The following is a 25,478-nucleotide window of genomic DNA, read 5'->3' as shown; positions in this document are numbered from 1 at the left end:
AAACTTGGGTTTAGGTTCGGTTATTTACGGGGCGGAGGCCACGCGCCAGCGCAGGTACAGACATAGGCTGCAGTCTCGACGGCTGTCCGATGTGCTTCCGCGATCGTCTTGCCAGTAAGCAGGGCTCCGATCAGGGTTCCGGAAAATGCGTCGCCCGCACCTACCGTATCGACGACCTCCACCCGGGGAGTCGGCAGTGTAGATATATGGTCATGGGTGTAAATGGAACTGAACCGATCCCCACCGGTAAGTACGATCATGCGAAGTGCATATTGCTCCGCCAATTGGCGGCACGCAGCGTCCGTATCCCCCGGAAGAGCGAACAGTTCCTGTAGTCGGACGAGCTCGTCATCATTTATTTTCAATACGTTCGCCATCCGGAGCGATCGGTCGATCAACTCCTGCGAATAGAAATGCTGACGCAGGTTGATATCGTATATACGATAGGCTTCGGCCGGTACGGCTTCGACCATGGCGCAGGTAGTCCGGTGCGAAACCTCGCCGCGCTGTGCCAGCGTGCCGAAACAGATGGCACCGGCGCCGCAAGCCAGGGACAGCATCTTTTCCGTAAGCGGAATATAGTCCCAGGCAACATGTTCGTGGATCGTGTAGGTAGGTTGACCGTTGCAGAGCGACACGTCGACAGTGCCGGTCGGCTTATCCACCGTGGCAACGAGTGTGCGGATACCGTAACTGGCGGTAACTGCCAGCAGATCGCGTCCGGCATCGTCATTGCCGACAGCGCTGACAGCCCAGCCTTCGACACCATTCTGCGAGGCATGATAAGCAAAATTTACGGGAGCTCCTCCGGCTTTTCGTCCTGTCGGCAAAACGTCCCACAGAAATTCACCGATACCGATGACAAGGGGTTTGGAATGCATCTTATTCTTTTTTTAGCAGTTGTTTTTCAATTTCTTCGAGCGAACGCCCTTTGGTCTCAGGAATCCAGATGTAGATAAACAGCCATGCAGCAAGACAAAGGATTCCGAATCCGGCAAAAACGATTGCTGCACCGAAACTCTCCAGCATAACGGGGAAGAACTGCACGACCAGGAATGCGCAAGCCCAGCTGATCCCCGTCGAAAGCGCCATGGCCGTACCCCGGATCGCCGATGGATATATTTCGGCTGTAACGACAAACATAAGCGGGGAAAGCGACACTGCAAAGAAAGCGATGTAAACAAGCAGGGCAATCAGAATACCGATACTGTCGGGTTGCGGCTGAGCAAAGGCATAGGTCAGATACGCCAGCGATACGACCAGTCCGGCACATCCCCACAAAAGCAGTTTCTTGCGTCCCAGACGATCCACCAACCATACGGCGACAATCGTGAACAAAAAGTTCACTATTCCGACATAGATGGCCTGCATGAGCGCCGTATCTCCACCAATGCCGGTCTGCCGCAATATTTCAGGGGCATAATTAATAATGACGTTGATTCCGGTGATTTGCTGGAATACGGCGAGCAACGAGCCTAACAGTACGATATATGCCGTCGACCCACGGAATAATTCAGATAATTTGGGGCCGCCCTTCTGCGAAGGTTGCGGTGTTTCAAGCATAACTGCCGCATCTTCGGCAGAAATTCCCATGCGGGCAATGGCTCTCCGGGCAACCTCGTATTCCCCCTGTCTAATCAACCAGCGCGGACTTTCGGGCAGAAACAACAGCATCAGCAGATTGCCCGCAGCAAACAACAACGGCAATCCGAGCATCCAACGCCAGTTGTTTGCCCACGAAATCATCCCGAAGTCGGCACAATAAGCAGCAAGAATCCCGATAACGATGAATAACTGGTAAAACGAGACGAACGTTCCGCGCCATTTGGCCGGGGATATTTCGGATATATAAATAGGTATTACGGCCGAGAGAACTCCCATACCGCAGCCGCCCAGGAAACGGGCTGCAATCAGCCATGCGACATTACTCGCCAGAGCACATCCGACGGCCGACAATATCAACGCGACGGCGGATATGATCATCATGTTTTTACGACCGTATTTATCACTGTAGCGCCCTCCCAGCAATGCACCTATCAGGCAGCCGATCATAATGGCACTTGTCACGAGTCCCATGGCCATGGCCGAAAGGCCGAACTCGGCGGTAATGAATTCGAGCGCCCCTGAAATTCCGCCCAGATTAAGCCCGACTACGAATGCCCCGAACGAGGCAGCAAAGACATACCCGAATAGTAGTAACTTGTTCTTCATATCAGATTAGTTGATTTATTTGGCATAACAAAAATAGTCTGTTGTGTACAACCTTTCGATAACGATTGTTACAGATGCGATAAGCCTTGTTACAAATCAATCTAATTCGATCTGCTTGTTTGTAGTTCTGGTTACAAAACCGCCGGACAGGAAAGGTCGTATGAATCGCTGATTTTATGTCCGTTCTCATCGACGCGCAACGATACAATGTGGAGATGTTCGCGCGAGATGTCCTTATGTTTGAAGACGATATAGGGTTGGTTGCCGTAGCCCATGCGTTCCATATATTCGCGTGCAACCTCCCGGAGTTGTTCATCGGTCAGCTTGTCTTCGGGTGAAGGGTTCAGCGAAACATGGAAAACCGTATTGGTCGTCCTTCTGTTAGCTTCGAGGTACGGCCGGAAACTCTCCATACAGGCGTCGACATCCATACGTCCGTATCGGTCGAACGGCTCCAGCATCTTCTGCCAATAGAGGATCTCGGCTTCATCCTTATCTACTTTCTTCTTGTTGTAATACAAAGCCCCTCCGGGCGAGGAGCCCGACCTTATATTCGCAACCACTCCTTCGCCTGTTTTGCGAAGTTCAGAATCTCGATACTTAAAGCCTTCAGCTCGCGGGTCCGCTGCTCCAACAGAGCGATCTGATGCGGGATAGCGACGTTGGAAAAGTGGGCATTGATGACCTTTACGACCTGATTATAATTCGCACCTATGCGCTGAAATTGGAAATAAAAGTCATTCAGCCGCACGACAAACTGCGTCTTCGAGGGATCGCGTCTGACGACTACGAACTCCTCGGCGAAGATTCTTTTGACAATAAAACGGCTGCGGTTATGCTCCAGTCGGCTTTGCAAAGCAACTCCTTGAAGCGGATATTCTGCTCTTCATTGAGGCGGAAAGAATACTTATAACCCGGTGTTTTAGGTTGCTGTCTTCTTTTTTGGTTGGTATTCATAGTTTCAGGTTAAAAGGCGTTCGACTCGGGAGAACGCCCCAGCCTCGCAGAGCGAGTACCTTTGTCGGACAAAGGTACAGCTCGCTGTTGTCTGGCGACAACAAGAATCCGCGCCGAAGAATTGCTGCCGAAAGTTTCGGAAGTCCTCCATGACGGGTCCTGAGGCCGGGTCTGTTCCCGGTGCAATATTACAACCGTGCGGGCGCTGGAACAAGCCCTCGGTGCGGACTGGTGCGGTCGTGAGCGGACATCGAAACCGAAGCGTTATCCTGTTTATATTGCGGTAGAAATAAAAGGAAGCGTTTGTGAGCCATGAACTTGAATCATCCTAAAAGGCTATCGTGTCGGCGCGATGGCGATTGTCCCGGGACGAAATTCGTTGTTAAAATTGCTCTTTCCCTTTTTCGGAATAAAGGATATTCATAAACTCTGAATTCCTGAAAGAATGCATTTCTGAATGCAGCAAAAATGCAAAATCTGGCAGAATGGCTATCCCCAAACGCGAGTTGTTGAACCTTTTAAATGCTGTATCATGAACATCACCCCTGTAAACATTGCCGTCTGCAATCAGAAAGGTCGCGTCCAGCAAAACGCCGGGGACGGAAATCCGCAAGACTCGCCCTCGGGCGATTCGCATGGCCTTGCGGATTTTCATCTCCGGCGATAAATTCCCTGCCGGCGGAAAAAAGAGCTGGATTGAATCTCCGTTCGGAATTTATCCGACCGCTTCTTTTTTCAGAGTCGGAAATTGGAACTGTTCGCCAATTTGGTCCTCTATTCGGCTTATCGCATTACCTATCATTTGGTTTGTCACCTTGGCATAGATATGAGTCGTAGTCGTGTATTTGTGCCCCAGCATTTTTGATACCGTTTCCAGCGGAATACCGTTCATCAGCGTGACCGTCGTGGCAAAGGTATGTCTCGCGCAGTGAAATTTCAGATTCTTGGTAATTCCGCGTTGTCTGGCGATCTGTTTCAGGCAGGCGTCCGAGTATTTCAAGGAAGCGACCGGGAAGACCCTATCCGGATTTCCGGGAAAAAGTCTGTTGAACCGGTTTGTCGGAATACGGTACTTTTCAAGGATTGCCTTTGCGACCGGAAGCAGTTTTACCGTGAACGCGACTTTCGTCTTCTGACGGATACTGCTAATCCACCATTCTCCGTCCGGAGTTTGTTTCAACTCCTCATAATTCAGTTTCGCCAGATCGGCATACGACAACCCCGTGAAACAGCAGAACAGAAACATATCCCGTGTCCGATTCGGTGAGGTATTCGATCTCCGGCTGTTCGGCAACATAATAGTAATAGGCGAACGGATTCTTGTCTGTTTGCCCGTCGTTAAACGCTTTCTTGACGATATGCTGCAGCGATTTGATCTCAACGCTGACCGTCGTGTCGGCAAGGCCTCTGACATGCTTCAGATAGGCGGTAAACTTTTCTGCAAAAGACTGGTCCGGTTCCGCAAGGGGAATATCCCTGACTTTATAGTTCCGGCAGACGAAGAGACTCAAATCACGTCTTAAGGTTTGATAACGAAGTAAGGAGTGGATGGTACGGTCGACGTCTACACGGGTCTTGTAATCCTTACAGAATTCATCGCATAACTCCAGTAACAGTTTATACTTTCTGCCGAAACCCAGACAGGCATTCTTCACCTTATCGGCGGAAACATATCCGTCATGGTCGCAGATAGATTGATAGTGTTTACCTATCTGGATACGGATATTATCCAGATGGCGGTTGATACGGTCGGCTTCAAAGCTTTTGCCCTTGGCTCTTCCGCCCTTCACTTCCCACAGATGGGGAGGTACGTTGAGTTTGGCGCTGAACTGGGAGATAGTACCGTTGACGGTAATACGGCCCATGACAGGAACAACAGGCTGAACTTTGTGTTTGTCCTTTTTAAGGTAGAACAGAACCTTGAATGTGCTGCGCATACTCCGAGGAAATTTAGGGGTTGAAAACTAATTTCTTCAGAGTCGTTTGTCAAGATGAAGGACGATCCAAAAAACTACAGATGACTGTTTTATGCAAAACACAACAAAACAGACGAGGTAACGATCTGGAAACCGAAACCTCGTCTGGAATTACCTTTTTATGCCGGTTATTACCCGAAGAAGAAAATTCTTGCGAATATTAAATTATTGAAAACCTAATATTTACGCTATTTTCTCCTCTCGGAATACAAATGGATAGTACTTCGGTACATTCCGTCCGCCCCGTGTCTCACGATGCACAAAACTTACCGGCCTAAAATCAAAGCTCCCGCCTTTTAGGCGGAATTACAGCAGCGGCGAGAAGACCCGCATCAGCGACTCCGCCCAGCGTCGCGGCCGCGGGCGGTTGAACCATTCTCCGGGCGTCAGGGCATGGCAGCGCGAAGCGTCGTCTTCGAATACCCCGGCCATGCGGGCCGTGAACTCTCTGTCGTAGACAAAGGCGTTGACTTCGAAATTGTGTTCGAAACTGCGGAAATCCATGTTCGCCGAGCCGATGACGGTCAGGGAGTCGTCGATGATCAGCAGTTTGGAGTGGAGGAAGCCGGGTTTGTAGAAGAGGATCTTCACCCCGGCTTTCATCATGTCGTCGAGGTAGGAGTGCGAGGCCAGGTCTACGACCTTCGAGTCGGAGCGAGCCGGGAGCATCAGCCTTACGTCGATGCCGGCCAGCGCCGCCACCTGCAGGGCCGAGTTCAGCACGTCGGACGGGAGGTAGTAGGGGGTCTGTATCCAGATTCGCTTCCGGGCGTTCGAGACGGCGTAACTGTCGGCCTGTAACAGGGTCCGCCACTTGCCGAACGGTCCGCTCGGCACGATTTGCAGGATGTCGTCCGTATGGCGTTTCGCCGCGGGGTAGTACTCCGCACCTGCGATGTGGCGCTTCGTGGTCGCCGACCAGTCGCTCAGGAACGACGCCTGCAACCCCGCCGCACCGCTGCCCTCGATCCGGAAGTGGGTGTCGCGCCACGATCCCCACTCCGTGCCGCGGACGTAGCGGTCGGCTATGTTCATACCGCCGATAAAGCCGACACAGCCGTCGATGACGGCGATTTTGCGGTGGTTGCGGTAGTTGACCTTGCTGGTGAAAAGCGGGAACTTGACGTGCAGAAACGCGAACACCTCGATTCCCTCGCGGCGCATTCCCTCGAAAAAGGACTTTTTCACGCCGCTGCACCCCACGTCGTCGTAGAGGATGCGCACCTCGACCCCTTCCCGGGCTTTCGCAACCAGCGCGTCGCGCAGGCGGCGGCCCGTCGCGTCGTCGCAGAAGATGTAATACTGGATGTGGATGTGGTGCTTCGCCCGGGCGATTTCCGCAAGCAGCGCCTCCATCTTCGACTTTCCGTCGGTGTAGGGAGTGATGCGGCTGCCGTAGAGCGGCACGGAGTGGATCGTCGCGGCGAGCAGCCGGGCCAGCGGGCGGTGTTCGTCCGGGATGTCGGGCCGTCCGTCGTCGCGGGCCTCTTCGAGCTGCATGGTGATGCGTTTGCGCGTGCGGCGCGAGATGATGCGCTGCTTGGAGAGGTTCTGCCCGAAGAAAAAATAGAAGACCAGCCCCACGACCGGGGCGAGCACCAGCACGATGATCCACGGCAGGGTCTTCAGCGGGTTCCGGTTGTCGGTGATGATGACCAGAACGATGCCGAGGATCGTGACTGTGTAGATTACAAGAAAGGTATATGTCAGTATCTGCTGCATATCCGTCGGTTTCTTCTCATCGTGCGGCCGGGTGTTCCGCGCCGGAAGCGGGGTTTACTGCTGGGGGAAACGCACCGAGTAGAGCAGGTGTTCGAGTCCTCGCATGTAGTTGCGCTTGCGGGGTTTGTTCAGATCGGGGGCGTAGACGTAGCAGTCGAGCGTGAAGACGCGGTCGGTGGCCGTGTCCACGGTCGTATAGCTGACGAACGGGCCGCCCATGAAGTCGCCGTGCACGTCCCAGAATCCGCGGAGTTCGCACCACAGGCGTCCCTCCATGCGGAACATGCGGTAGTCCGGGGCAAATGCGTCCGACGTGATCATGTACGACCCCTCCGACGGGCCGGGAATCTGTGCCGCGAACTTGTTGCGTGCGGCTACCAGCGCCTCTTCCGTGAGCGACTGCTTGCCTTCGTAGGGGTAGGAGTAGATGAAGAATCCCTGGCTGGCGGTCGGATACTCGTTGCGCGCCCAGATGAAGTCGGGTTTCTGGGCGGCCAGCGTGTAGCCCTTCGGGACCTTCATCTCCACGCCGAACGTTTTGAAGATGGCCGACTCGATGCCGGGGTTGCCATAGGTCTCGTTGGCCTTCACGGCGCGGTCGCGTTCGGCCTTTTCGAGCGCATAGACGAGGCTCTCCCGGTTTTCCGAAAGGTATTTTACCAGCGCCCCGTCACTGGGTCCTTGCAGCGTCATCACGATCTGCGGATCGGACGTCACGTTGTACTGCACGGCGGTCGTCGTCTCCTTCAGCTCGGGATCGACCAGAATCTTGAGGATGTTGCGGTGGTCGGCGACCATGCCCGTCAGTCCGCGTTCCTGGACGCGCAGCACGTCGAACAACGGCTCCACCTGGTTCAGGTAGGGAACCGGGGCGGTAAATATCGCGCGCAGCGTGTCGCCGACTTCGCCCGTCCACTCCTTCTGTGGGCAAGCGACGATCAGCTCGTAGGGTTTCCCCTGCGCGCTTTTGAGCTTCGATTGGGTCAGCGAACGGAAGGCGTCGCAGCCTGCCGCCGTTGCGACGAGGAGCGCCGCGAACGCAATGCGGTAAAACGTTTTCATAGCCGGTCGATTCGAGTTGTCTTTATCACAAATATACGTATATTTTTCCAAATGGCACGGAATTTCAAAGGATGTTGTTTAATCATATTATTTCACCGAGTTCCAGCATTTTAGCTTCTACGTTGCTCCAATCTCTTGTAAGGTGATGTTTGATTTCATTAACCAATTTTATGATTACATCTTCATGAATGGGAGTACGATCACTCCGTCTTCGACTTTTTCGCAAAACATAAATTTGGTCGATTCTTGAATATACCGGATCAACGGACGGATTTACTTCATATGTTTCAGCTACTACATAATATTTTGCATATGGATTGCCAGATTTAATTTTTTCAGCAGTTGCGATTGAGCCATCAAGCATTGTTTTATCCAAATAGGTTTTGGCCTCAATCGATACGATAGGAATATTTACGTTTTCTGTCGGTCCGTTATCTATTTTCAATGTTATAGGCCTGTAAATTGCAAAATCCTGATCTTTTTTATTGATGCCGATATTGGGTGTACTGATGAAATCCTTAAGATTTTTTGCTGTAAAATACAAGTTTGTATATGCTTTTGCATTGCCTAAATTTAGGATATCATTATCGTCTGGAATCGTTTTTTTTAATTCCGCTAATAAGTCTTTGAATAGGATATATAAAAATTCTTCAAGGATAGTAGGTCTTAATTTCCCTTGAGATGTAAAGGTATTGTCGAATCCATTGTCTAACAGAAATTTATAGTATGAATTCAGTAATTCAACCCGCTTTTTTATGATTTGCTCTGAATGTCCGGATAGTTTCAGATTTTCATTGATGAAAATTAGATATTGAGGAATAATCGCATTAAGAGCAGTTTGACGAATCGGTGTTAATGAGGCATACGACCGTTTCTTTTGCAAAAGATTGCATGCATGGATGAAACTTCGGTCTGAAGCTACTATTTCTTCTATGGTCGTATGGGTCATAATGAATCGAGTTGTTGTTTGAGATCGTCGATATTTTGGACATCATGTAAATCTTTGATGTCTATTTCATATAAATCTGCAAATGTTCGAAAACTTGTACCGTCATTCCTGTACCGGATACTTCCCGCTGGATGAAATTTCCGTTTCTGTAGGAATTCAGTTTTGCTGATCCATCCGCATATCGTGAGTTCCAAATTTGTTTTGTGATAACTGCAAAATATGTAAATATCTGTATCAAAATAGTCTTGGAGCGCTAAAAAGTTATTGGTAAAGTCCTTTCTGACATCCGTTGTCCGCCCCATAGTTTTGATGTCGATTTTTTTATTTGCATATACTAAATCTACGCCGTTGTCAAAACCATTTTTTCCGTCAAACCATTTTTCACCGAACAACTCTAGAACAACACTCTGTCCGATAATACCTGTTAATTGTTGTTCAGGATTTCCGTTTGCAGTATGTCGTTGTCCCAAATTATAAATTTGTCCTTGTTGTTCGCAATGCATTTTAAGTTGTTGTGAAACTTTTACTTTAAACATAACAAATTTTGAATTATGTTTTGAATTATGGATTTTTCACAATATACGGAAAAAGCAAATAATATCTTGCATTATTCCTTTTTTATTAATGTTTTTACTGTAGAAGCTATTGCATATGCCAACAAGGGCGGTACGGCGTTTCCTATTTGTTGATATTGACTCAATCCCTGTTCCCAACTCATCTTTGTTCTGAATCCTTTGAAGATGAAATCGTCGGGAAAGGACTGTAAACGAGCACCTTCGCGAGCGGTAAAGTTGCGGTTTAAGTGAGGATGAATAAAATTGCTTTGAAAAGATGCAGCAATGGTTGGAGCGGGTTTTTCTCCGAACAGACGCTGATTATTTTGGGAAAACTTGATGTTTGATTTTTCGTTGGGGTTACCGCGTCGTACGGCTCCATGGGTATCCCATACATCAATTAGAGATTGCCCGGGTTTAATTGCTTTGAACCGTTCAATGAGGCGTGCTGTATGTTTCATTGCGATATGGTTGTGGACCAGTTTAGAATTTTTGCGCATCAATGTTTGATATTCATTCTGTGGGATCATGGGGTAGGGCGACATTTCCATGCCCTCTCCTGCATTGATCTGCGGCAGATCGGAGATAGCGTCGTCCACACTGATCTCCTGGTGGCATGAGGGTACAGGGAATGCTGGTCGAATATCTAAATCTTTCCGAGTGCCTATGATTAATACCCGTTCACGAGTTTGGGGAACTCCGAAGTCCGAGGCTTTGAGGATTTTATATTCCACATTGTATCCTCGACCCGCATTTGAACAACATTTTATAATCTCGTTAATTACCTGTCCTTTATGCATGGATAATAGCCCTTTTACATTTTCCATGACGAAAATTTTGGGGTCATACCAGGTTATGAATTTGACATATTCGTAAAAGAGTTTATTGCGAGGGTCGTCTTCTATTGCATTGCGATGTTTATTGGCTAAACTGAATCCCTGACAAGGGGGGCCGCCAATGATAACATCGACGGTTTTATTCTTAAGTATTTGATCTATGTATTCTTTTTTTATCGTTGTTATGTCTTGGCATAAAAAGGGGGTATCCGGAAAATTGCTAGTATATGTAAGTTTGCAATTCTCGTCTATATCCGACGCCAATATAGATGTAAACCCTGCCATTTTAAAGCCCAGACTTAACCCTCCGCATCCTGCAAATAAATCAATTGTGTTCATTTCTCAAAATTTTCGCTAAAATACAAAATATTACAGATTTATTGCATGTCTTAACCGAAGAAATGGTGGAGCCTTTGTTTTATGATTTTGAAAGTTGATGATACATAGTTAAATGTAAATATTGTGTTTTTATATTGAAATGTCGTCGTATGTTTTGGTGCTTTTCTTTTCCGTTTATTTAGAATTTCATTATTTTTGCCGCGCTATGCGTTTGAAACCGCCAAAAATAGTCCGGCGCCTGATGCCGGACCTGATCTGGGAGATCGACGACGAGGACGGCGTGTTCCTGACCTTCGACGACGGTCCGACGCCGGGCGTCACGGAGTGGATTCTCTCGACGCTGGACAAGTACGATGCCAAAGCGACCTTCTTCGTGCTGGGCAAGAACGTCGAGATGTATCCCGACCTTTACCGGCGCATTCTCGACGCCGGACACAAGGTGGGCAACCACACCTATTCGCACCAGAAGGGGTGGGGCATGAGCCTCGAACGCTATACGGAGGATGTGGATTTCGCCAACGACCTGATCCACAGCGAACTTTTCCGCCCTCCCTATGCGCGCATCACCCCTGCGCAGGCGCGTTTCCTGGGGCAGCGTTACAAGCTGGTGATGTGGGACATCATTTCGCGCGACTACAACCGCCGCCTCTCGCCCCGCACATGCCTGAAGAACGTTACGAAGTACCTCGCGCCGGGCGCCATCGTGGTTTTTCACGACAGCGAAAAGGCCTTCCGCAACATGCGCTACGCCCTGCCCCGCACGCTGGAGAAAATCCGGCAGATGGGCCTCAAATGCAAGGCGATAGAGCTTTGAGGACGTTCTGCGGGCGTTTGCAGCGGGCCGTGGCCCCGGGAATAGGAATTTCCGGATTTTTTTCGTAACTTCGCGCCGCGAAAAAACAACAATTATAAACCATATTCCTATGACAATTACAGCAGCAGACATCAAGATCGGCATGTGTATCGAAATGGACGGCAAGACGTTCCTTGTGGTCGATTTCCAGCATTGCAAACCGGGCAAGGGCCCTGCCTTCGTCCGTTCGAAACTCAAGAATCTGGAAAACGGCCGCGTGCTGGAAAACACTTTCTCGTCGGTAGGCCAGAAGATCGAGCAGGTGCGCGTCGAGCGCCGTCCCTATCAGTTCACCTATGAGGATGACCTGGGAGCACATTTCATGCACACCGAGACTTTCGAGGAGATCAACATCGACCGGAACCTGATCAACAACTACGACCTGATCACCGATGGTCAGATCGTCGAGGTGATGTTCCACACCGAGAAGGAGGCCGTTCTTTCGGCCGAACTTCCTCCGATCGTCGATATGGAGGTGATCTACACCGAGCCGGGTATCAAGGGCGACACGGCGTCGACTAACTCGCTCAAACCCGCCACGGTGAACTCCGCGACGGCGAAGGACGGCGCCACGATCCGTGTGCCCCTGTTCATCAACACGGGCGACAAGATCCGCGTCGACACCCGGACCCGCGAGTACTACGAGCGCATCAAGTAGTTTCCGATTTCAGGCGGAACCGTTCTGCACATCCCTCGAACGGGGCGGATGGAATGTACTCAAGTACTACCCATCCGGGGTTTTTATTACGCTGCACGAAACTATATCGCTTAAAATCCAAAATCCGGCGTTTGTTTTCGGGCTGTTGACGCTCATCTTAACCCCCGGCTTTTAGCCGCAACAAAAACAGGGACTGTGTAAACAGCCCCTGTTTAATTTAAGATTCGTTGGGTGCTATTTGAAATGATAGAGAAACACGACCGTCGCATCGAGAGCCGTTTTGGGGCTGTCTTTGATTTCGAGCGACACCTTGATTTCCGCCTTGGCGATGCCGCGGAGGTTTGCGAGCGACACCAGCGAGGCGCGCAGCCGGACTGCGTCGCCCGCCAGCACGGGCTGGTTGAAGCGCAGTTTCTCGATGCCGTAGTTGACCAGCATCTTCACGTTGTTGACCTCCAGGATTTGTCCCCAGAGGTAGGGGAGCACCGAAAGGTTCAGGTAGCCGTGGGCAATGGTCGATTTATAGGGACTTTCCGTCCGGGCGCGCTCCGTGTCCACATGGATCCACTGGTGGTCGAGCGTGGCGTCGGCGAAAAGATCGATCTGCTCCTGTGTGATCGTCAGGTAGTCGGAGACGCCCAGCTCCTGACCTATGTGCTGGGCGAATTCGTTGAAATTGTTGATGATTAACCGGCTCATGTCATTTTGTTATGTGCTGTAAATATACGAAAAAAGTTTGTTCCGGCCATGCCCGGCCCGTTTTTGAACATGTTTGAGGAGGGTATGGAAAATCCCCGCCTTGCGACGGGCGGGGATTTTTTAGCGGGATGCGGAATTACAGCGCGATCTCGATCCGGGGGTGCTCCTTTTCGGAATACCACATGTTTTCGACGGTCACGGCGAGCGGACTGTTTGCCGCGACGGTGGTTGTCAGCGTTGAGAACGGTTTGAGCACCAAGGGGTTTTGCCCCGGGAAGCGGAGCACGTAGTCCACCGAACTGGCGTTGGTGAGGCTCACCGTGCGGCGGCCGTTTTTCGGGTCGGTGTGGAGCACCTTTGTCCGGACCGATGCCGTGAAGAGGTCTTTCAGCAGTTGTTCGTCGCCCGCTATCGTGCCGAACGAATAGGCCAGCGTGCGGCGCGCTTCGAGCGCCTCGCGCAGCGCTGCGAGCGAGTTGTCACGGGCGAAGATCAGCGTCATGTTGCGGCGATGGCCCTGAAGCCGGTAGGTCTCGGCCGTCGCATCGTGGATGTCGGTGTTCGCCGACACGAACAGTTTCCTTGCATGGGCGCGTGCGATGGCTTTGGGGTAGAACTCCGCGCCGTTCATGATTTCGATGCCGTCGATCAGCCCCTCGCCGTAGGCTTTGACTTCGAATTCGGGGTGTTCGAGGCTTTTGCGCCGCCAGCCCGGATGGTTGTGCATCACCAGCGCCCCCTGCGCCTTGGCGTTGCGGAGCGATTGCAGGGCGTCGGCGGCATAGAGGGTGTTGTTATCCGTGGTGAAAAGGGCGTTGTAGTGGCCGTAGGCGATCGGTTCGCGGGTGATCTCGGCGCCGGGAATGATCGTCAGGCCGAATTTCACGGCCGTCTCCCGGGCCAGCTTCACCGGGAGGTTCAGGTCGGACTGAATGCCCCGCTCGTCGGCCGCTTTGCGGATGATGTTGTTGTTTATGGCCTCCGTGCCTTCGGGGACGTAGCCCTTGAGGAAGTTCAGCATCTTGCCTTCATGGCGGCGGTATTCCACGTGTTCGGTGATCGCCAGCACGTCCAGACCGTCGTACCACGCTTCGCGGACGCGGAATTCGGGCGTGCAGTCGCCGTCGGAATAGACCGAGTGGGTGTGCAGGTCGGCTTTGTAGACGGTGTAGCCGTTCACCTCGGGCAGTATGAATTCCGCGCGCTGTGCGGCGATGCGTCCGGTGTGGCGCGAGATGTCGGGATTGTAGGCGTCGGTGTAGTAGCCTTGCGCGCTTGCGGCGCATGCCGCCGAGAGTGCGGCGGCGAAAAACAGCAGTTTTTTCATGGTGTCGTAGTTATGGTTGGTAAATCCGGGTCGGATAAAGAGACAGCGGCCCCCTGCAAGGGGCCGCTGTCCGTAATTGTACGCTGTCGCGATACTACTTCGAGAACCCCTTGCCGATGGCCAGGAAGTCCTCGGCCTTGAGGGCCGCGCCGCCGATCAGGCCGCCGTCCACGTCCTCCTTGGCGAAGATTTCGGCTGCGTTCGAGGGCTTGCACGAACCGCCGTAGAGGATCGCCGTCTCCTGGGCCGCAGCGCCGAATTTGGCGGCGAGCACCTCGCGGATGTAGGCGTGTATCTCCTGTGCCTGCTCGGCCGAAGCGGTCTTGCCCGTACCGATGGCCCAAACCGGCTCGTAAGCGATCACGAGATTCTTGTACTGCTCCTCGGTGAGGTTGTAAACCACCTCTTCGATCTGTGCCTTCACCACGTCGAAGTGCTTGCCGGCCTCACGCTCGTCGAGGTTCTCGCCGACGCAGTAGATGGGAACCAGCCCGTTTGCATAGGCCTGGGACATCTTCTTGTTGAGCGTTGCGGAGGTCTCGCCGTAGTACTGGCGGCGTTCCGAGTGGCCGAGGATCACGTATTTGCAACCCAGTGCTGCGATCATCGAGGCTGCGATTTCGCCCGTGTAGGCGCCTTTGGCCTCCGTTGCGCAGTCCTGCGCGCCGAGTGCGACGTCCGAACCCTTCAGGGCTTCGGCGACCATCGCCAGATGGGTGAACGGCGGGCAGACGATGAAGTTCACGCACGAGCAAACCTCTCCGCGGCCTGCCACGATGCCTTTGGCCAGTTCTACACCTTCGGCGGGAAGCGTGTTCATCTTCCAGTTGCCGGCAACAATTTTCTTTCTCATTTTACTTGTTTTTTATGTGAATTGAAGTATTTCGTTATCTCTCCTGCGGGAATACCGCGCGGTGCTTCGTACGGCCGTTGGCGAAACGTATCCATGTCGTGAAGCCCCGCCTGCCTTCGGTCAGCCGGATGATGCGGGCGCCGCTGACCAGCTCCTGATATTCGGCGTAGCCGCCGCTGTAATGGCCGTAGCAGAGGGCGATGCCCTCTTTTTCGGCGATGTAGTTGTTCGAATGGTCGTGGCCTGCGAAGATGCCGATGATCTCGCCGCTGTTTGCCGCGGCGCGGAACATGCCCGTGTTGTCGCGCGGCGGGCATTCGCGTTCGAGGCGGAATCCGCTGCCTGCGACGGGTGCCGTGTCAAAGGCTTCGGCATACTCGTTCAGCGGTATGTGGAAGAACATCAGTCCATTGGAACGGTATCCGTTGCGTTTCGCCGCTTCGTCGGCCGTAGCCCTGTACCAGGCGACCTGCTCCGGAGTGAAGCCTTTGTAACTGTGGTCGTCGGCATTGTAGTCGTTGGAGTCCATGACGTAGAGCCGTGCTTCCTCGCGCGATCCGTCTTTCGAAAGGACGGGAATCACGAAATCGCACGGGTGCAAGGGGTCGGAAGCGTAGTATCCGTTGACGCATTTCGGAAGCGTACGGGCTATGGCGTTGAGTTCTGCGTGCGTGAGTCCTTGTTCGGCGTCGTGGTTGCCCCATGCAACGGCATAGGGCGTATCCGTCGAAGCAATCGTTCCGCAGATTTCCCGCAGCAGCGGTTCGCCGGGGGCGGCATAGATCAGGTCGCCCGTGACCACGACCAGATCGGGTTTCTCGGAGTCGATCAGCCGCACGAGCATACCCGGTATGTGGTCCGACTGCCAGCCTGCGCCGTTGTAGTGCAGGTCGGTCAGTTGCATGACCGTAAACTCCCCGTTGCCGCCGAAGCGGAAGGGTTGAGCTTGAACCATGCAGACCAGCGCCAGCGCAGCTGTCAGAAAAGCGAGTCGTTTCTCCATCGGCAGGCGTTATTCCTCACACCACTTCTTGACCTCGTCGATCGAGGGGGCCTTCAGTCCGAGCTTGTTTTTCTTGTTGAACCCGCACAGGTCGTTGAAGAACTTGCCGGGGGCGAGTTTCCGGAGCGACTCGACGGTGAGGTAGCCCATCTTCTGGATGACCGGAACCCACTCTTCGGGGACGCCGATGGCGGTGTATGCCTCTGCGGGATCGCTCACGACCTTCTTTTCGGGGCGCATCTGCGGGAAGAACAGCACGTCCTGGATCGACGACTGGTCGGTCATGAACATCGTCAGCCGGTCGATGCCGATGCCCATTCCCGAGCAGGTCGGCATGCCGTATTCCAGCGCGCGCACGAAGTCCATGTCGATGAACATGGCCTCGTCGTCGCCCTTTTCCGAGAGACGCAGCTGCTCCTGGAAACGCTCCAGCTGGTCGATCGGGTCGTTCAGCTCCGAATAGGCGTTGCACAGCTCCTTGCCGTTGACGAACAACTCGAAACGCTCCGTCAGGTCGGGATTCGAGCGGTGGCGCTTGCACAGCGGCGACATCTCGCGCGGGTAGTCCGTGATGAAGGTGGGCTGCGTAAGCTCCTCCTCGCAGTACTGCCCGAAGATGGCGTCGATCAGCTTGCCTTTGCCGTAGGTCTCGTCGACCTCGACATCGAGCCGCTTGCAGGCCTCGCGCAGCTCCTCCTCCGAACGGCCCGTGATGTCGTAGCCGGTCTTTTCGCGGATGGCGTCGGTCATCGTCAGGCGGCGGAACGGCGCCTTGAACGAGATCGGCTTGCCGTCGATCGTCAGTTCCGTCGTGCCGTTCACGGCCATGGCCACCCGTTCGAGCATCTGTTCGGTGAACTCCATCATCCAGAGGTAGTCCTTGTAGGCCACGTAAATCTCCATGCACGTGAACTCGGGGTTGTGCGTGCGGTCCATGCCCTCGTTGCGGAAGTTCTTGCCGAACTCGTAGACGCCGTCGAATCCGCCGACGATCAGTTTCTTAAGGTACAGTTCCGTGGCGATGCGCAGGTAGAGGTCGATGTCGAGCGAATTGTGGTGGGTGATGAACGGGCGCGCCGATGCGCCGCCGGGGATGGGTTGCAGAATCGGGGTTTCGACCTCGATGTATCCCCGTTCGTTGAAGAACTCGCGCATCGTGGCCATGATCTTGGCGCGGCGGACGAAGGTGTCCTTCACCTGCGGGTTGACGATCAGGTCCAAATACCGCTGGCGGTAGCGCACCTCCGGGTCGGTGAAGGCGTCGAACGTCTTGCCGTCCTTCTCCTTGACGACGGGCAGCGGGCGGATCGACTTCGACAGCACGGTGAACCGGCGGCAGTGCACCGACAGTTCGCCGGTGTTGGTGTGGAAGGCGAATCCCTCCACGCCGATGAAGTCGCCGATGTCCAGCAGTTTCTTGAAAACCGTGTTGTAGAGCGTCGGATCGCCTTCGGGGCAGATGTCGTCGCGGCGGATGTAGACCTGGATGCGGCCCGTGTGGTCCTGCAGCTCGAAGAACGAGGCGCTGCCCATGATGCGGCGCGACATGATGCGGCCGGCGATGCGGACGTCCTGGAAATTCTTCTTCGCATCGTCGTAGTTGTCGGCGATTTCGCGCGCCGTGGCCGTCACTTCGTAACGGGCGGCGGGGTAGGGTTCGATGCCCAGTTCGCGCAACGCCGTGAGCGACTGCCTGCGAAGCTGTTCCTGTTCGCTGAGTTCGATTGCCATATCGTGTGTTTTTGATGTATGCTTGTTATCCGTGCAAAATTAGTGAAAAAAGGGCAAAATAGCAACTCTTTCCGCAATCGGCTGCAACCGCGGCGCAGCGGCCCGGGAAAAACGTGCGCGGTTATTGTTAATTTGGGTTTTATCGTTATATTTGTTTGTGTGTCTAACTAAAATGCAGACTATGAAACAACTCTCCGCTCTCTTTCGCCTCATGCTGGGTTTTCCCTTCCCGATTTCAGGGGCGTTCGCCCTCTGCCTGCTGCTGCCCGCCTCGTGCGGCGGCGACGACTCTTCGGACGAGGGGTATGCCGCCATCGAATCCGCATCGTTCACCTTCGACGAAACGACCCCGGCGAACAATGCGGTCCGTGTGATCGCCGACACCGGGTGGCAGGTTTTCTGGACGCCCGAATCGGCTGCCGTCCGCGTGGACCCCGCTTCGGGTTCCGGTAACGGTACGTTCTACGTGCGGGATATGCCCAAGGGCACTTCCGTTCAGGTGGGTGTGCGCGCCGCCTCGGGCAGGACCTCCGGTAAGACCATCACCGTGACCCGCGCCGCCGATGCCGTCGGGGTGACGCTCACGGTCGCTCCCGCCGACCTGCTCTACGATCCGGCCTCTCCCGCCTCGAACGTCGTCACCGTGACGACGAACGCTTCGTGGAAGGCGGCGTGTCCCAATTCCGCGCTGAAGTTCTCGCCCGCCTCGGGTACGGGCAACGCCACGATCACCATTACCGACGCGCCCGCGGGGCAGCGCTCCACGCTGACCGTTACGGCCGGAGAAGGCTCCGGCGCCAGGACCGGAACCTGCGTGATCGTGCGCAATCCGGAGACCTCCGCCGAGACGGTTTTCAGTCTCGATTTCGGCGACGGAGCGGGCGGCGTCTGGGCGGGTGCGAATCAGGAGTGGAAAACCCAGACCGGTACGGGAGCCTCGACGGTGACCTATGCCGTGAACAACGTCCGTATCAACAACGACAATTACGGCTCGGCGGGCAAATACGCCGGGGCTTCGGGCAAGGCCTACGCCAAGATGTTCTACGACGCGTCGACGGACTATTTCGTCATTCAGGACATTACGCTTCCCGCGGGACAGACGGATTTCACCCTCGCTTTCGGCACGATCTTCCCGTCGGACGACGTTTCGCTGACGGTAAGCGCCGACGGCGCGGTGTGGCGGCCGCTTGCCTATACGGGGGCTTCGGTCTATAATACGTGGACCGGGACGACAGTGGGCTTCACGCTCGCGCAGCCTGTTCCGAAACTGTGGATTCGCCTTGCGCCGACGGGTACGGAGCGCACCTACGGACTGAATTTCGACGACATCGTGCTCACGACGGGCGGCGGCGGCCAGCAGGTCGACCTCGGGACGGGTGCGGGCCTTCGCTGGGCCGAACTTCCCTCCAACTTCGAAACGCCCTCCTCCGACCAGTTCGTGCACACGACCTGGACCACGACCGTTTCGGGCGGCAAGCGCGTGCGCAACTACACCTATTGCTACGATACGCGCCGCCACAACCCGGTTTGGGTGGCCTATCCGCACCACCGCTGCTACCTCGAAGGCTCGGGGCGCTCCGACGAACCGTGGGCGGCAGATCCGGCGCTTCCGGAGTCGCAGCAGGCGAAGATCTACCCTTCGTCGGCAGGCGACGTTTACCAGTATTGGGTCGCCGATCTGGTGACCGGCCGTTACGGCAGCGGCTACTGGTCGCGCGGGCACCTCTGCATGTCGCGCGAGCGACCCGGTAAGGGGCTGGAAATCAACATGCAGACCTTCCGGCCGACCAACATTGCGCCGCAGGCCGCCGAGCCGAGTCCTTTCGGGAAGATCTGGGCGAATATCGAGGAGGCGGTTTCGGGCGGCACGATTCCCGCCGACACGCTTTACATCGTGGCCGGATGCTATTACGAAAACGACGGCTGGGTACAGAAAGACGCCTCGAACAACGGTGCGTTGAGTTCGCTTTCGAAGGATTGCGTCATGCCGACGCACCAGTTCAAGATGGCCGTGCGCAAGAAGACGGTGCAGGTCGGAAAACCCATTCAGGAGTGCACGGCCGACGAACTGGAGACCATCGCCTTCTGGGTCGAGACGCTGACGACCAGCACCGCCACGGAGAAGTCGCAGTTGGGCCGGTTCATCGTGCCCATATCGGAGATCGAGTCGAAGATGCGGATGAAGTTCTTTCCGGGGATTCCCGACGCCGCGAAGAGCAGGGCCGGCACGCTGTCGGCGTGGTACTGACGGAAAAAAGAGCTGAACGACCGTTCAGCTCTTTTTCTTGAAGGAGAGTTTCCGGTAGGCCCAAAAGGCCGCCAGTCCCAGCGCGATGCCGGCGGCAGTGCCCCACACGAGGTCCATCGGGTAGTGTTTTCCCAGGTAGATGCGCGAATAGCAGATCAGGACGGAGGAGAAAACCATCAGTCCCGTGAACCACCGCCGGCGGATGACCGAGGCCGACAGCACGGCCAGCGTGACGATGACCGCCGCATGGGCCGAGACAGTTCCGAAGCGGCCGCTCACGGCCTCGACGGGGACGTGCACCGCCCAGTCGCGGGCGATACCCGCTGCGGCGAGCGAGTCGGGCGTCAGCCAGCGCAGTTTGCGCAGCGAGTCGGGAGCGATCTCCAGCCCTTCGAGCGCGGGGGTGAACATCGGCCGCCAGCGCGGTTCGAAGTCGGGCAGCAGCCCGCCCAGCACGCCGTTGTGCTTGAAGATGCCCGAAACCATGTCCGAGAGGACCAGCGCGGCGACCATCAGCACCGTGAAGACGATGACGTTGCGCCATCCGTCGCGGCGCCACACGAGCCAGAGGATCAGCGCGTAGAGCGGCAGCCACATCGTCGTGCCCGAGACGATCAGCATGAGACGGTCCAGAACGGGGCCTCCGTCGAAATTCAGCGCCAGAAATAGTTGATGGTCAAAGTCGTACATCGGTTATCTAAAATTGGAAGTAGATGAAAGGCTGTATGTCGCTGGATTTGATCTGCATGACGCACCAGATCATCGCCGCGGCCATCAGGACCTGCAGAAACAGCGGCGCATGGACCACGATCCGCTGCGCGACGGCGTCGACGGCCGACGGCAGCAGGTGCAGGACGTAACCCGCGGCGATCAGCGCGAAGACGGCGGCGTAGCCCGTCACGACCTGCGGGATCATCGCGGCGTTGAAGTTTTCGAAAATCTGGTGCAGCATCAGCGAGACGGTCTGCATCGATTCGGCGCGGAACATCAGCCACCCCAGGCAGACGATGTTGAACGTCAGGACGATGCCCGCCGCGCGGCTCCACCAGTGCATCTGCGCTCCGGTGGCCTTGGCCCCCGGGACGAGGGCCATCCAGAGCTTGTGCAGCGCCAGGGCCGCGCCGTGCAGTCCGCCCCAGAGGATGAAGCGCACCGCCGCGCCGTGCCACAGTCCGCCCAGCAGCATCGTGAGGAGCAGGTTGCCGTAGGTCCGGATGCGGCCCTTGCGGTTGCCGCCCAGCGAAATATAAAGGTAGTCGCGCAGCCACGTCGAGAGCGAGATGTGCCACCGCCGCCAGAACTCGGTGATCGTCGCCGACTTGTAGGGCGCGTCGAAGTTCTTCGGGAAGCGGAATCCCAGCAAGAGGGCGATGCCGATGGCCATGTCCGAATAGCCCGAGAAGTCGCAGTAGATTTGCAGCGCATAGCCGTAGATGCCCATCAGGCACTCGAATCCCGAGTAGAGCAGCGGTTCGTCGAAGATGCGGTCGACGAAGTTGAGCGAGATGTAGTCGGAGATGATCGCCTTTTTGAACAGGCCCGTGAGGATCAGGAAGACGCCCGTGCCGAACATCTCCTTCGTGACCACGATAGGGTTCTGCCGGATCTGCGGGATGAAGTCCCGCGCGCGGACGATCGGCCCGGCCACCAGCTGCGGAAAGAACGACAGGTAAAAGAGATAGTCGAGCCAGTTGGACAAAGGCTTCAACTGACCGCGGTAAATGTCTATGGTATAGCTCATCGACTGGAAGACGAAGAACGAGATGCCGACCGGGAGGAAGATGTTCTGAAACTGCAGGAACCCTTGCCCGAAGAGCTGGTTGGAGATGTCGATCAGGAAGTTCGTGTACTTGAAATAGCCGAGCATGCCGAGGTTCACCGCGACGCTCAATACCACCAGCCAGCGTTTCAGACTGCGTTTCCGGGTCCGGTAGATGCCCCGGGCGATCAGGAAGTCGCTCGCCGCGGCGAAGACGAGCAGCAGGAAATAGACGCCGCTCGACTTGTAGTAGAAATAGAGCGAGAAGGCGATGACGTAGACGATGCGGGCCATCGGCGCGCGGCGGAAGGCGCTGTAAACGAGCAGGAATCCCGCAAAGAGGAACAGGAACAGCCCGCTGCTGAAAATCAGCGGCGAAGAGGCGTCGTAGGCAAACAGCGCCTGGAGCCTGTCCGTGATGCCGTCCGTTGCGGGAAGGGTCATTGCACGTGCGGGTTAAGGGGTTCGGGGGCCGGGGCCGGGGCCGGGAGGATGCGGCGGTCGACGGCGGCCCTGCGCACCGAGTCGAGGACGGCCTGCTCCGCACGGCGGCGCAGTTCGTCGATCCGCTGTCGGGTGTAGACTTCCGAGGCTCCGGCGTTGATGGCGTCGAACAGCGCCCAGGCCACGCGCCGGCCTCCGGCGTAGTTGATGTGGGTGTAGTCCTTGCCCGCCCAGCCGTTCTTGACGAACTGTTCCATCCCGCCCAGGGCGCGCATGGCGTCGCACGTGGGCCAGAAGGCCGCGCCCGTGTTCCGCGCCGCACTGCGCTGGTAGTCGAGCATGTGGGGGATGGCGTCCATCGGCTCGAATCCGGTGTCGGTCTTCACCGAACGGTCGCTGACGCCCAGCACGAGCACCGCCGCACCCGGGAAGCACTGGCGGACGTAGGCGATCATCTTCTCGATCTGCCCGGCGTAGTTGGTGTAGTTCTTCACGCCCGGCTGCATGATGTTCAGCCCGTACTGGAGCACCACCAGGTCGTAGCCCAGCATGGCGTTGATCTGGGCGTTGACCGACGGGTTGGTCCAGAACATCGCCTGTCCGTTGTTGCTGCGCACGGAGTAGTTGTCGACCACGACGCCACGGCCTTCGAAAACCGCTCCGTAGCCGACGAAGTCCTCCGTGCCGGAGAGCACCTTGAAGGCGAGCGAATGAATGTGCGGGGCCGAGACTGCGATCTGCCGCACGGCGGCGTCGCCCGTGATGTCGAACCCGCGGCGTTCGGTGTCGTTGAGCGTCACCTCGACGCGGCTGTCGCGCTTCGAGAGGAAGAAGATGCGCGCCGTGGTGCACGAGTCGAGGCGTTTGCGGTAGTCGGTGCTCTCCCAGCGGGTCGAAGCCCCGGCCGCAGGCTGGCAGACCCAGCCCGAGACGTAGAAATTTTCGCGCAGGGGCGCGGGTGCGGCCTTGCGCTGCATGATGTTATAGGCCGTCCAGCCCTTCGACTGGGTTTTGACCGTGCGCCGGAACGCCGTCAGCGGCGAGGCCATCGGGGCGAATCCCGCGCCGCCGCCCGAGTAGGCCGTCTGGAGCCGTTCGCGCAGGTCGGCCGTGAGGATGTCGCCCTCGACGAACGAGTCGCCCAGGAAGGCGATGCGCACCGGGCGCGGGGCGTTGAGCAGCGTGTCGCAGAAGGCCCGGATGCGTCCGCTGTCGCTGAAATCCTCGATCGGGGTCAGCGTCGCGACGAAGCGCGCCGAGTCGGGTACGGTGCGTTCGCGGCGGGCCGTGTCCTGCGCGAGGAGCCACTCGTAGGTGGTCTGCACCTCGCGCGGGGTGGTGTCGGCCTCGATGCGCTCGGCGACGGCGGCCATGTCGATGTGGAACTCCTCTTCGTCGAAGAGCGCCGGCTCGGCGGCGGGTTCGGCCGCTTCGGCATCGTCGAACGGAAGGAGGTCCGAGAGGATGTTGGCGCGGCGGAGTTTCACGTTCCCGACGCTTTGCGGAGGAATGAAACTTACGGCCACGAGCACTGCGATGAGCGCTGCGGCCGCCAGCCAGCTGTGGTGGGTGTAATCTTTTTCAGGGGTGTTCATCGGTGGGTCAGTCGCGCCGTCCGAGGATCAGGAAGACGTAGTAAAGCACCGACGCGATGGCGCTCAACGCCGCTACGAGGTAGGTCCGGGCAGCCCACGAGAGGGCCTCTTTGGCCTGTGCGAGCTGCGCTCCCTGCATCGTGCGGCTGGTCTGGAGCCACTCCACAGCGCGGGCCGAGGCGTTGTACTCGACGGGCAGCGTGACGAGCGAGAAGACGGCCGACATGGCGATCATGCCCACGCCGATCCAGCACAGCAGTTCGTTCTGCGTGGTGGCCAGGATCACCAGGCCCAGAATGATGATCCACGTGGCGGCCGACGAGGCGAACTGCACGACGGGAACCAGCTGCGAGCGCAGCGTCAGCGGTGCGTAGCCGCGGGCGTGCTGCACGGCGTGGCCGCACTCGTGGGCTGCCACGGCCGCGGCGGCGACGCTCGACGACGAGTAGACCGAGTCGCTCAGATTGACGGTCATCGTCTGCGGGTTGAAATGGTCGGTGAGGTGTCCGCCGACGTGCGTCACCTTCACGTTGTGGATGTTGTTGTCGCGCAGCATCTTCTCGGCGACCTCGGCGCCGGTCAGCCCGCCGGGGAACTGCACCTTCGAATACTTCTTGAACACCGATTGCAGGCGCGCCTGCACGATGAATCCGATGACGCCGATGGCGATGATCAGGACGAACATGCCCATCGTCGCGGCGTCGTAGCGCGCGGCGTGCGGCTCTGCATAGTAACCTGCCTGGAGCAGGGCAATCATGGGGAGTGTCATAGCGTTTTTCTATTTTGTTTTCCGGTACGTGTAATAGGCTCCCGCCTGCTGCGAGGGCATCAGTACCATATCATTAACGTTCATATGGGCGGGTAATTGTGCCGCCCATGCGATTGCCTCTGCAATATCGGCGCCAGTGAGCGGTTCGACGCCGGCGTAGACCGCGTCGGCGCGCTCCTTGTCGCCGTGGAAACGCACTTCGGAAAATTCGGTCTCGACCATTCCCGGGCGGATCTCCGTCACCTTGATCCCGGCCGAAAGCAGGTCGGCGCGCATCGACTGCGAAATGGCGTGCACGGCGTGTTTCGAGGCGCAGTAGACCGCGCCGTTCTCGTAGGCCTCGGTCCCGGCGATCGAGCCGATGTTGAAGATGTGCCCGCGGCCCGCGGCGACCATCTTGGGCGCAATGACGCGCGTGACGTAGAGAAGCCCCTTGACGTTGGTGTCGATCATGGCGTCCCAGTCGCGCGTGTCGCCCCGGTCGATGTGTTCCAGCCCGGCGGCGAGGCCCGCGTTGTTGACCAGCAGGTCGACCCGTTCGATCGGTTCGAGCCAGCGGCGCACCTCCTCCTCGGAGCGTACGTCGAAGGCGAGCGTCGTGCAGCGGCCGCCCGCCGCTTCGATCTCCGCGCGGAGCGCCGCGAGCCGGTCGGCCCGGCGGCCCGTGGCGGTGACGGCGTATCCCTCCTTTGCCAGCCGGAGCGCCGCGGCGCGTCCGATGCCCGAAGTGGCTCCCGTAATCAATGCCTGTTTTTGCATAGAAACCTTTGTTTTCCGCAAAGGTACAAAAAAGTAGGATGGCTGCAAAACAGAATTGCGGGCGGGTTTATAAAATTTCCGGCCGGGAAAAGTGGCGTTGCGATCCCGAAGATATGGAAAAGTCAGATGGGCTGCAAAACGGAACCGCGGAAGTCTCGTAAAACCGTCCGGCGG

Annotated in this window: 25 protein-coding genes; 3 read left to right on the top strand and 22 right to left on the bottom strand. The window is 56.4% G+C overall.

Going from position 1 to position 25,478, the window contains the following annotated elements:
• Positions 1–20: 20 nt before the first annotated feature.
• The 12 genes from ACGHP5_RS06370 to ACGHP5_RS06315 form a co-directional block, all read right to left on the bottom strand.
• The gene (locus ACGHP5_RS06370) at positions 21–881 is read right to left on the bottom strand and encodes a carbohydrate kinase (RefSeq protein WP_290534247.1); all 861 of its coding nucleotides are present in this window, start codon (positions 879–881) and stop codon (positions 21–23) included.
• 1 nt (position 882) lies between these two features.
• The gene (locus ACGHP5_RS06365) at positions 883–2,211 is read right to left on the bottom strand and encodes a sugar porter family MFS transporter (RefSeq protein ID WP_290534246.1); all 1,329 of its coding nucleotides are present in this window, start codon (positions 2,209–2,211) and stop codon (positions 883–885) included.
• A 131-nt stretch (positions 2,212–2,342) separates the two neighbouring features.
• A complete protein-coding gene (locus ACGHP5_RS06360) occupies positions 2,343–2,774 on the bottom strand; it encodes a relaxase/mobilization nuclease domain-containing protein (protein WP_390568194.1) in 432 nt (143 codons plus the stop codon).
• Positions 2,759–3,067 carry a mobilization protein gene (locus tag ACGHP5_RS06355; protein ID WP_390568177.1) on the bottom strand — a complete coding sequence of 103 codons (309 nt, stop codon included), beginning with the start codon at positions 3,065–3,067 and terminating at the stop codon, positions 2,759–2,761. The genes ACGHP5_RS06360 and ACGHP5_RS06355 overlap by 16 nt, the downstream gene beginning before the upstream one ends.
• A 483-nt stretch (positions 3,068–3,550) precedes the next feature.
• A complete protein-coding gene (locus tag ACGHP5_RS06350) occupies positions 3,551–3,823 on the bottom strand; it encodes a hypothetical protein (protein WP_390567917.1) in 273 nt (90 codons plus the stop codon).
• A 60-nt stretch (positions 3,824–3,883) separates the two neighbouring features.
• Positions 3,884–4,414, bottom strand: coding sequence for a site-specific integrase (locus ACGHP5_RS06345; protein WP_390567918.1), 531 nt, complete (start codon positions 4,412–4,414; stop codon positions 3,884–3,886).
• Positions 4,353–5,105 carry a phage integrase SAM-like domain and Arm DNA-binding domain-containing protein gene (locus ACGHP5_RS06340; protein ID WP_390567919.1) on the bottom strand — a complete coding sequence of 251 codons (753 nt, stop codon included), beginning with the start codon at positions 5,103–5,105 and terminating at the stop codon, positions 4,353–4,355. The genes ACGHP5_RS06345 and ACGHP5_RS06340 overlap by 62 nt, the downstream gene beginning before the upstream one ends.
• A 345-nt stretch (positions 5,106–5,450) precedes the next feature.
• Positions 5,451–6,866: a cardiolipin synthase gene (gene cls / locus ACGHP5_RS06335; protein WP_337772874.1), complete on the bottom strand. Its 1,416-nt coding sequence runs from the start codon at positions 6,864–6,866 to the stop codon at positions 5,451–5,453.
• Positions 6,867–6,920: 54 nt separating this feature from the next.
• Positions 6,921–7,928, bottom strand: coding sequence for a DUF4837 family protein (locus ACGHP5_RS06330; RefSeq protein WP_337755992.1), 1,008 nt, complete (start codon positions 7,926–7,928; stop codon positions 6,921–6,923).
• An 82-nt stretch (positions 7,929–8,010) separates the two neighbouring features.
• Positions 8,011–8,877 (bottom strand): Bpu10I family restriction endonuclease, encoded by an 867-nt coding sequence (locus ACGHP5_RS06325; RefSeq protein WP_337755991.1) that lies wholly within the window; start codon positions 8,875–8,877, stop codon positions 8,011–8,013.
• On the bottom strand, positions 8,874–9,413 hold the full coding sequence (locus ACGHP5_RS06320; RefSeq protein ID WP_337755990.1) for a hypothetical protein: 540 nt from the start codon (positions 9,411–9,413) through the stop codon (positions 8,874–8,876). The genes ACGHP5_RS06325 and ACGHP5_RS06320 overlap by 4 nt, the downstream gene beginning before the upstream one ends.
• Positions 9,414–9,484: 71 nt before the next feature.
• Positions 9,485–10,606, bottom strand: coding sequence for a DNA cytosine methyltransferase (locus ACGHP5_RS06315; protein WP_337755989.1), 1,122 nt, complete (start codon positions 10,604–10,606; stop codon positions 9,485–9,487).
• A gap of 241 nt (positions 10,607–10,847) precedes the next feature.
• Here ACGHP5_RS06315 and ACGHP5_RS06310 point away from each other — a divergent pair, with 241 nt between their 5' ends.
• Complete coding sequence (locus ACGHP5_RS06310; protein ID WP_290533290.1) at positions 10,848–11,420, top strand: polysaccharide deacetylase family protein; 573 nt, start codon at positions 10,848–10,850, stop codon at positions 11,418–11,420.
• A 109-nt stretch (positions 11,421–11,529) separates the two neighbouring features.
• Positions 11,530–12,117: an elongation factor P gene (efp, locus tag ACGHP5_RS06305; protein WP_290533291.1), complete on the top strand. Its 588-nt coding sequence runs from the start codon at positions 11,530–11,532 to the stop codon at positions 12,115–12,117.
• A gap of 234 nt (positions 12,118–12,351) precedes the next feature.
• Here the strand turns inward: efp and ACGHP5_RS06300 are convergent, their stop codons facing one another.
• The 5 genes from ACGHP5_RS06300 to lysS form a co-directional block, all read right to left on the bottom strand.
• Positions 12,352–12,816, bottom strand: a complete 465-nt coding sequence (locus tag ACGHP5_RS06300; protein ID WP_290534119.1) for a MaoC family dehydratase — start codon at positions 12,814–12,816, stop codon at positions 12,352–12,354.
• Positions 12,817–12,952: 136 nt separating this feature from the next.
• On the bottom strand, positions 12,953–14,143 hold the full coding sequence (locus ACGHP5_RS06295; protein WP_295901725.1) for a PHP domain-containing protein: 1,191 nt from the start codon (positions 14,141–14,143) through the stop codon (positions 12,953–12,955).
• A 94-nt stretch (positions 14,144–14,237) separates the two neighbouring features.
• A complete protein-coding gene (tpiA, locus tag ACGHP5_RS06290; protein WP_390568193.1) occupies positions 14,238–14,996 on the bottom strand; it encodes a triose-phosphate isomerase in 759 nt (252 codons plus the stop codon).
• A 34-nt stretch (positions 14,997–15,030) separates the two neighbouring features.
• Positions 15,031–15,999 carry a metallophosphoesterase family protein gene (locus ACGHP5_RS06285; RefSeq protein ID WP_390568192.1) on the bottom strand — a complete coding sequence of 323 codons (969 nt, stop codon included), beginning with the start codon at positions 15,997–15,999 and terminating at the stop codon, positions 15,031–15,033.
• Between the two features lie 9 nt (positions 16,000–16,008).
• The gene (lysS, locus tag ACGHP5_RS06280) at positions 16,009–17,730 is read right to left on the bottom strand and encodes a lysine--tRNA ligase (RefSeq protein WP_290534115.1); all 1,722 of its coding nucleotides are present in this window, start codon (positions 17,728–17,730) and stop codon (positions 16,009–16,011) included.
• 181 nt (positions 17,731–17,911) lie between these two features.
• Between lysS and ACGHP5_RS06275 the strand changes: the two genes are divergently transcribed.
• Positions 17,912–19,978 (top strand): DNA/RNA non-specific endonuclease, encoded by a 2,067-nt coding sequence (locus ACGHP5_RS06275; protein ID WP_390568191.1) that lies wholly within the window; start codon positions 17,912–17,914, stop codon positions 19,976–19,978.
• A 24-nt stretch (positions 19,979–20,002) separates the two neighbouring features.
• Here the strand turns inward: ACGHP5_RS06275 and ACGHP5_RS06270 are convergent, their stop codons facing one another.
• From ACGHP5_RS06270 to ACGHP5_RS06250, 5 genes are read right to left on the bottom strand one after another with little or no spacing between them, the layout of a single operon-like run.
• Positions 20,003–20,668 (bottom strand): phosphatase PAP2 family protein, encoded by a 666-nt coding sequence (locus tag ACGHP5_RS06270; RefSeq protein WP_337772863.1) that lies wholly within the window; start codon positions 20,666–20,668, stop codon positions 20,003–20,005.
• A gap of 7 nt (positions 20,669–20,675) precedes the next feature.
• Positions 20,676–22,181 carry an MBOAT family O-acyltransferase gene (locus ACGHP5_RS06265; RefSeq protein ID WP_390568190.1) on the bottom strand — a complete coding sequence of 502 codons (1,506 nt, stop codon included), beginning with the start codon at positions 22,179–22,181 and terminating at the stop codon, positions 20,676–20,678.
• Positions 22,178–23,776, bottom strand: coding sequence for a hypothetical protein (locus ACGHP5_RS06260; protein ID WP_390568189.1), 1,599 nt, complete (start codon positions 23,774–23,776; stop codon positions 22,178–22,180). The genes ACGHP5_RS06265 and ACGHP5_RS06260 overlap by 4 nt, the downstream gene beginning before the upstream one ends.
• 7 nt (positions 23,777–23,783) lie before the next feature.
• Positions 23,784–24,533, bottom strand: a complete 750-nt coding sequence (locus tag ACGHP5_RS06255) for a zinc metallopeptidase (protein WP_290534122.1) — start codon at positions 24,531–24,533, stop codon at positions 23,784–23,786.
• A 21-nt stretch (positions 24,534–24,554) separates the two neighbouring features.
• Positions 24,555–25,304, bottom strand: coding sequence for an SDR family NAD(P)-dependent oxidoreductase (locus ACGHP5_RS06250; protein WP_337656785.1), 750 nt, complete (start codon positions 25,302–25,304; stop codon positions 24,555–24,557).
• Positions 25,305–25,478 lie beyond the last annotated feature (174 nt).

The sequence above is a fragment of the Alistipes sp. i18-0019-D1 genome (genome assembly GCF_042852885.1).
In the GTDB taxonomy this organism is placed as follows: domain Bacteria; phylum Bacteroidota; class Bacteroidia; order Bacteroidales; family Rikenellaceae; genus Alistipes.
The sequence above is the reverse complement of the archived record's forward strand: the minus strand, read 5'-3'. Positions and strand labels throughout refer to the sequence as shown.

Coding starts and splice junctions, on each gene's coding strand:
- ACGHP5_RS06370 (WP_290534247.1), bottom strand. CDS start 881: ATGCATTCCAAACCCCTTGTCATCGGTATCGGTGAATTTCTGTGGGAC.
- ACGHP5_RS06365 (WP_290534246.1), bottom strand. CDS start 2,211: ATGAAGAACAAGTTACTACTATTCGGGTATGTCTTTGCTGCCTCGTTC.
- ACGHP5_RS06350 (WP_390567917.1), bottom strand. CDS start 3,823: ATGAAAATCCGCAAGGCCATGCGAATCGCCCGAGGGCGAGTCTTGCGG.
- ACGHP5_RS06345 (WP_390567918.1), bottom strand. CDS start 4,414: ATGTTTCTGTTCTGCTGTTTCACGGGGTTGTCGTATGCCGATCTGGCG.
- ACGHP5_RS06340 (WP_390567919.1), bottom strand. CDS start 5,105: ATGCGCAGCACATTCAAGGTTCTGTTCTACCTTAAAAAGGACAAACAC.
- cls (WP_337772874.1), bottom strand. CDS start 6,866: ATGCAGCAGATACTGACATATACCTTTCTTGTAATCTACACAGTCACG.
- ACGHP5_RS06330 (WP_337755992.1), bottom strand. CDS start 7,928: ATGAAAACGTTTTACCGCATTGCGTTCGCGGCGCTCCTCGTCGCAACG.
- ACGHP5_RS06325 (WP_337755991.1), bottom strand. CDS start 8,877: ATGACCCATACGACCATAGAAGAAATAGTAGCTTCAGACCGAAGTTTC.
- ACGHP5_RS06320 (WP_337755990.1), bottom strand. CDS start 9,413: ATGTTTAAAGTAAAAGTTTCACAACAACTTAAAATGCATTGCGAACAA.
- ACGHP5_RS06315 (WP_337755989.1), bottom strand. CDS start 10,606: ATGAACACAATTGATTTATTTGCAGGATGCGGAGGGTTAAGTCTGGGC.
- ACGHP5_RS06310 (WP_290533290.1), top strand. CDS start 10,848: ATGCCGGACCTGATCTGGGAGATCGACGACGAGGACGGCGTGTTCCTG.
- efp (WP_290533291.1), top strand. CDS start 11,530: ATGACAATTACAGCAGCAGACATCAAGATCGGCATGTGTATCGAAATG.
- ACGHP5_RS06300 (WP_290534119.1), bottom strand. CDS start 12,816: ATGAGCCGGTTAATCATCAACAATTTCAACGAATTCGCCCAGCACATA.
- ACGHP5_RS06295 (WP_295901725.1), bottom strand. CDS start 14,143: ATGAAAAAACTGCTGTTTTTCGCCGCCGCACTCTCGGCGGCATGCGCC.
- tpiA (WP_390568193.1), bottom strand. CDS start 14,996: ATGAGAAAGAAAATTGTTGCCGGCAACTGGAAGATGAACACGCTTCCC.
- ACGHP5_RS06285 (WP_390568192.1), bottom strand. CDS start 15,999: ATGGAGAAACGACTCGCTTTTCTGACAGCTGCGCTGGCGCTGGTCTGC.
- lysS (WP_290534115.1), bottom strand. CDS start 17,730: ATGGCAATCGAACTCAGCGAACAGGAACAGCTTCGCAGGCAGTCGCTC.
- ACGHP5_RS06275 (WP_390568191.1), top strand. CDS start 17,912: ATGAAACAACTCTCCGCTCTCTTTCGCCTCATGCTGGGTTTTCCCTTC.
- ACGHP5_RS06270 (WP_337772863.1), bottom strand. CDS start 20,668: ATGTACGACTTTGACCATCAACTATTTCTGGCGCTGAATTTCGACGGA.
- ACGHP5_RS06265 (WP_390568190.1), bottom strand. CDS start 22,181: ATGACCCTTCCCGCAACGGACGGCATCACGGACAGGCTCCAGGCGCTG.
- ACGHP5_RS06260 (WP_390568189.1), bottom strand. CDS start 23,776: ATGAACACCCCTGAAAAAGATTACACCCACCACAGCTGGCTGGCGGCC.
- ACGHP5_RS06255 (WP_290534122.1), bottom strand. CDS start 24,533: ATGATTGCCCTGCTCCAGGCAGGTTACTATGCAGAGCCGCACGCCGCG.
- ACGHP5_RS06250 (WP_337656785.1), bottom strand. CDS start 25,304: ATGCAAAAACAGGCATTGATTACGGGAGCCACTTCGGGCATCGGACGC.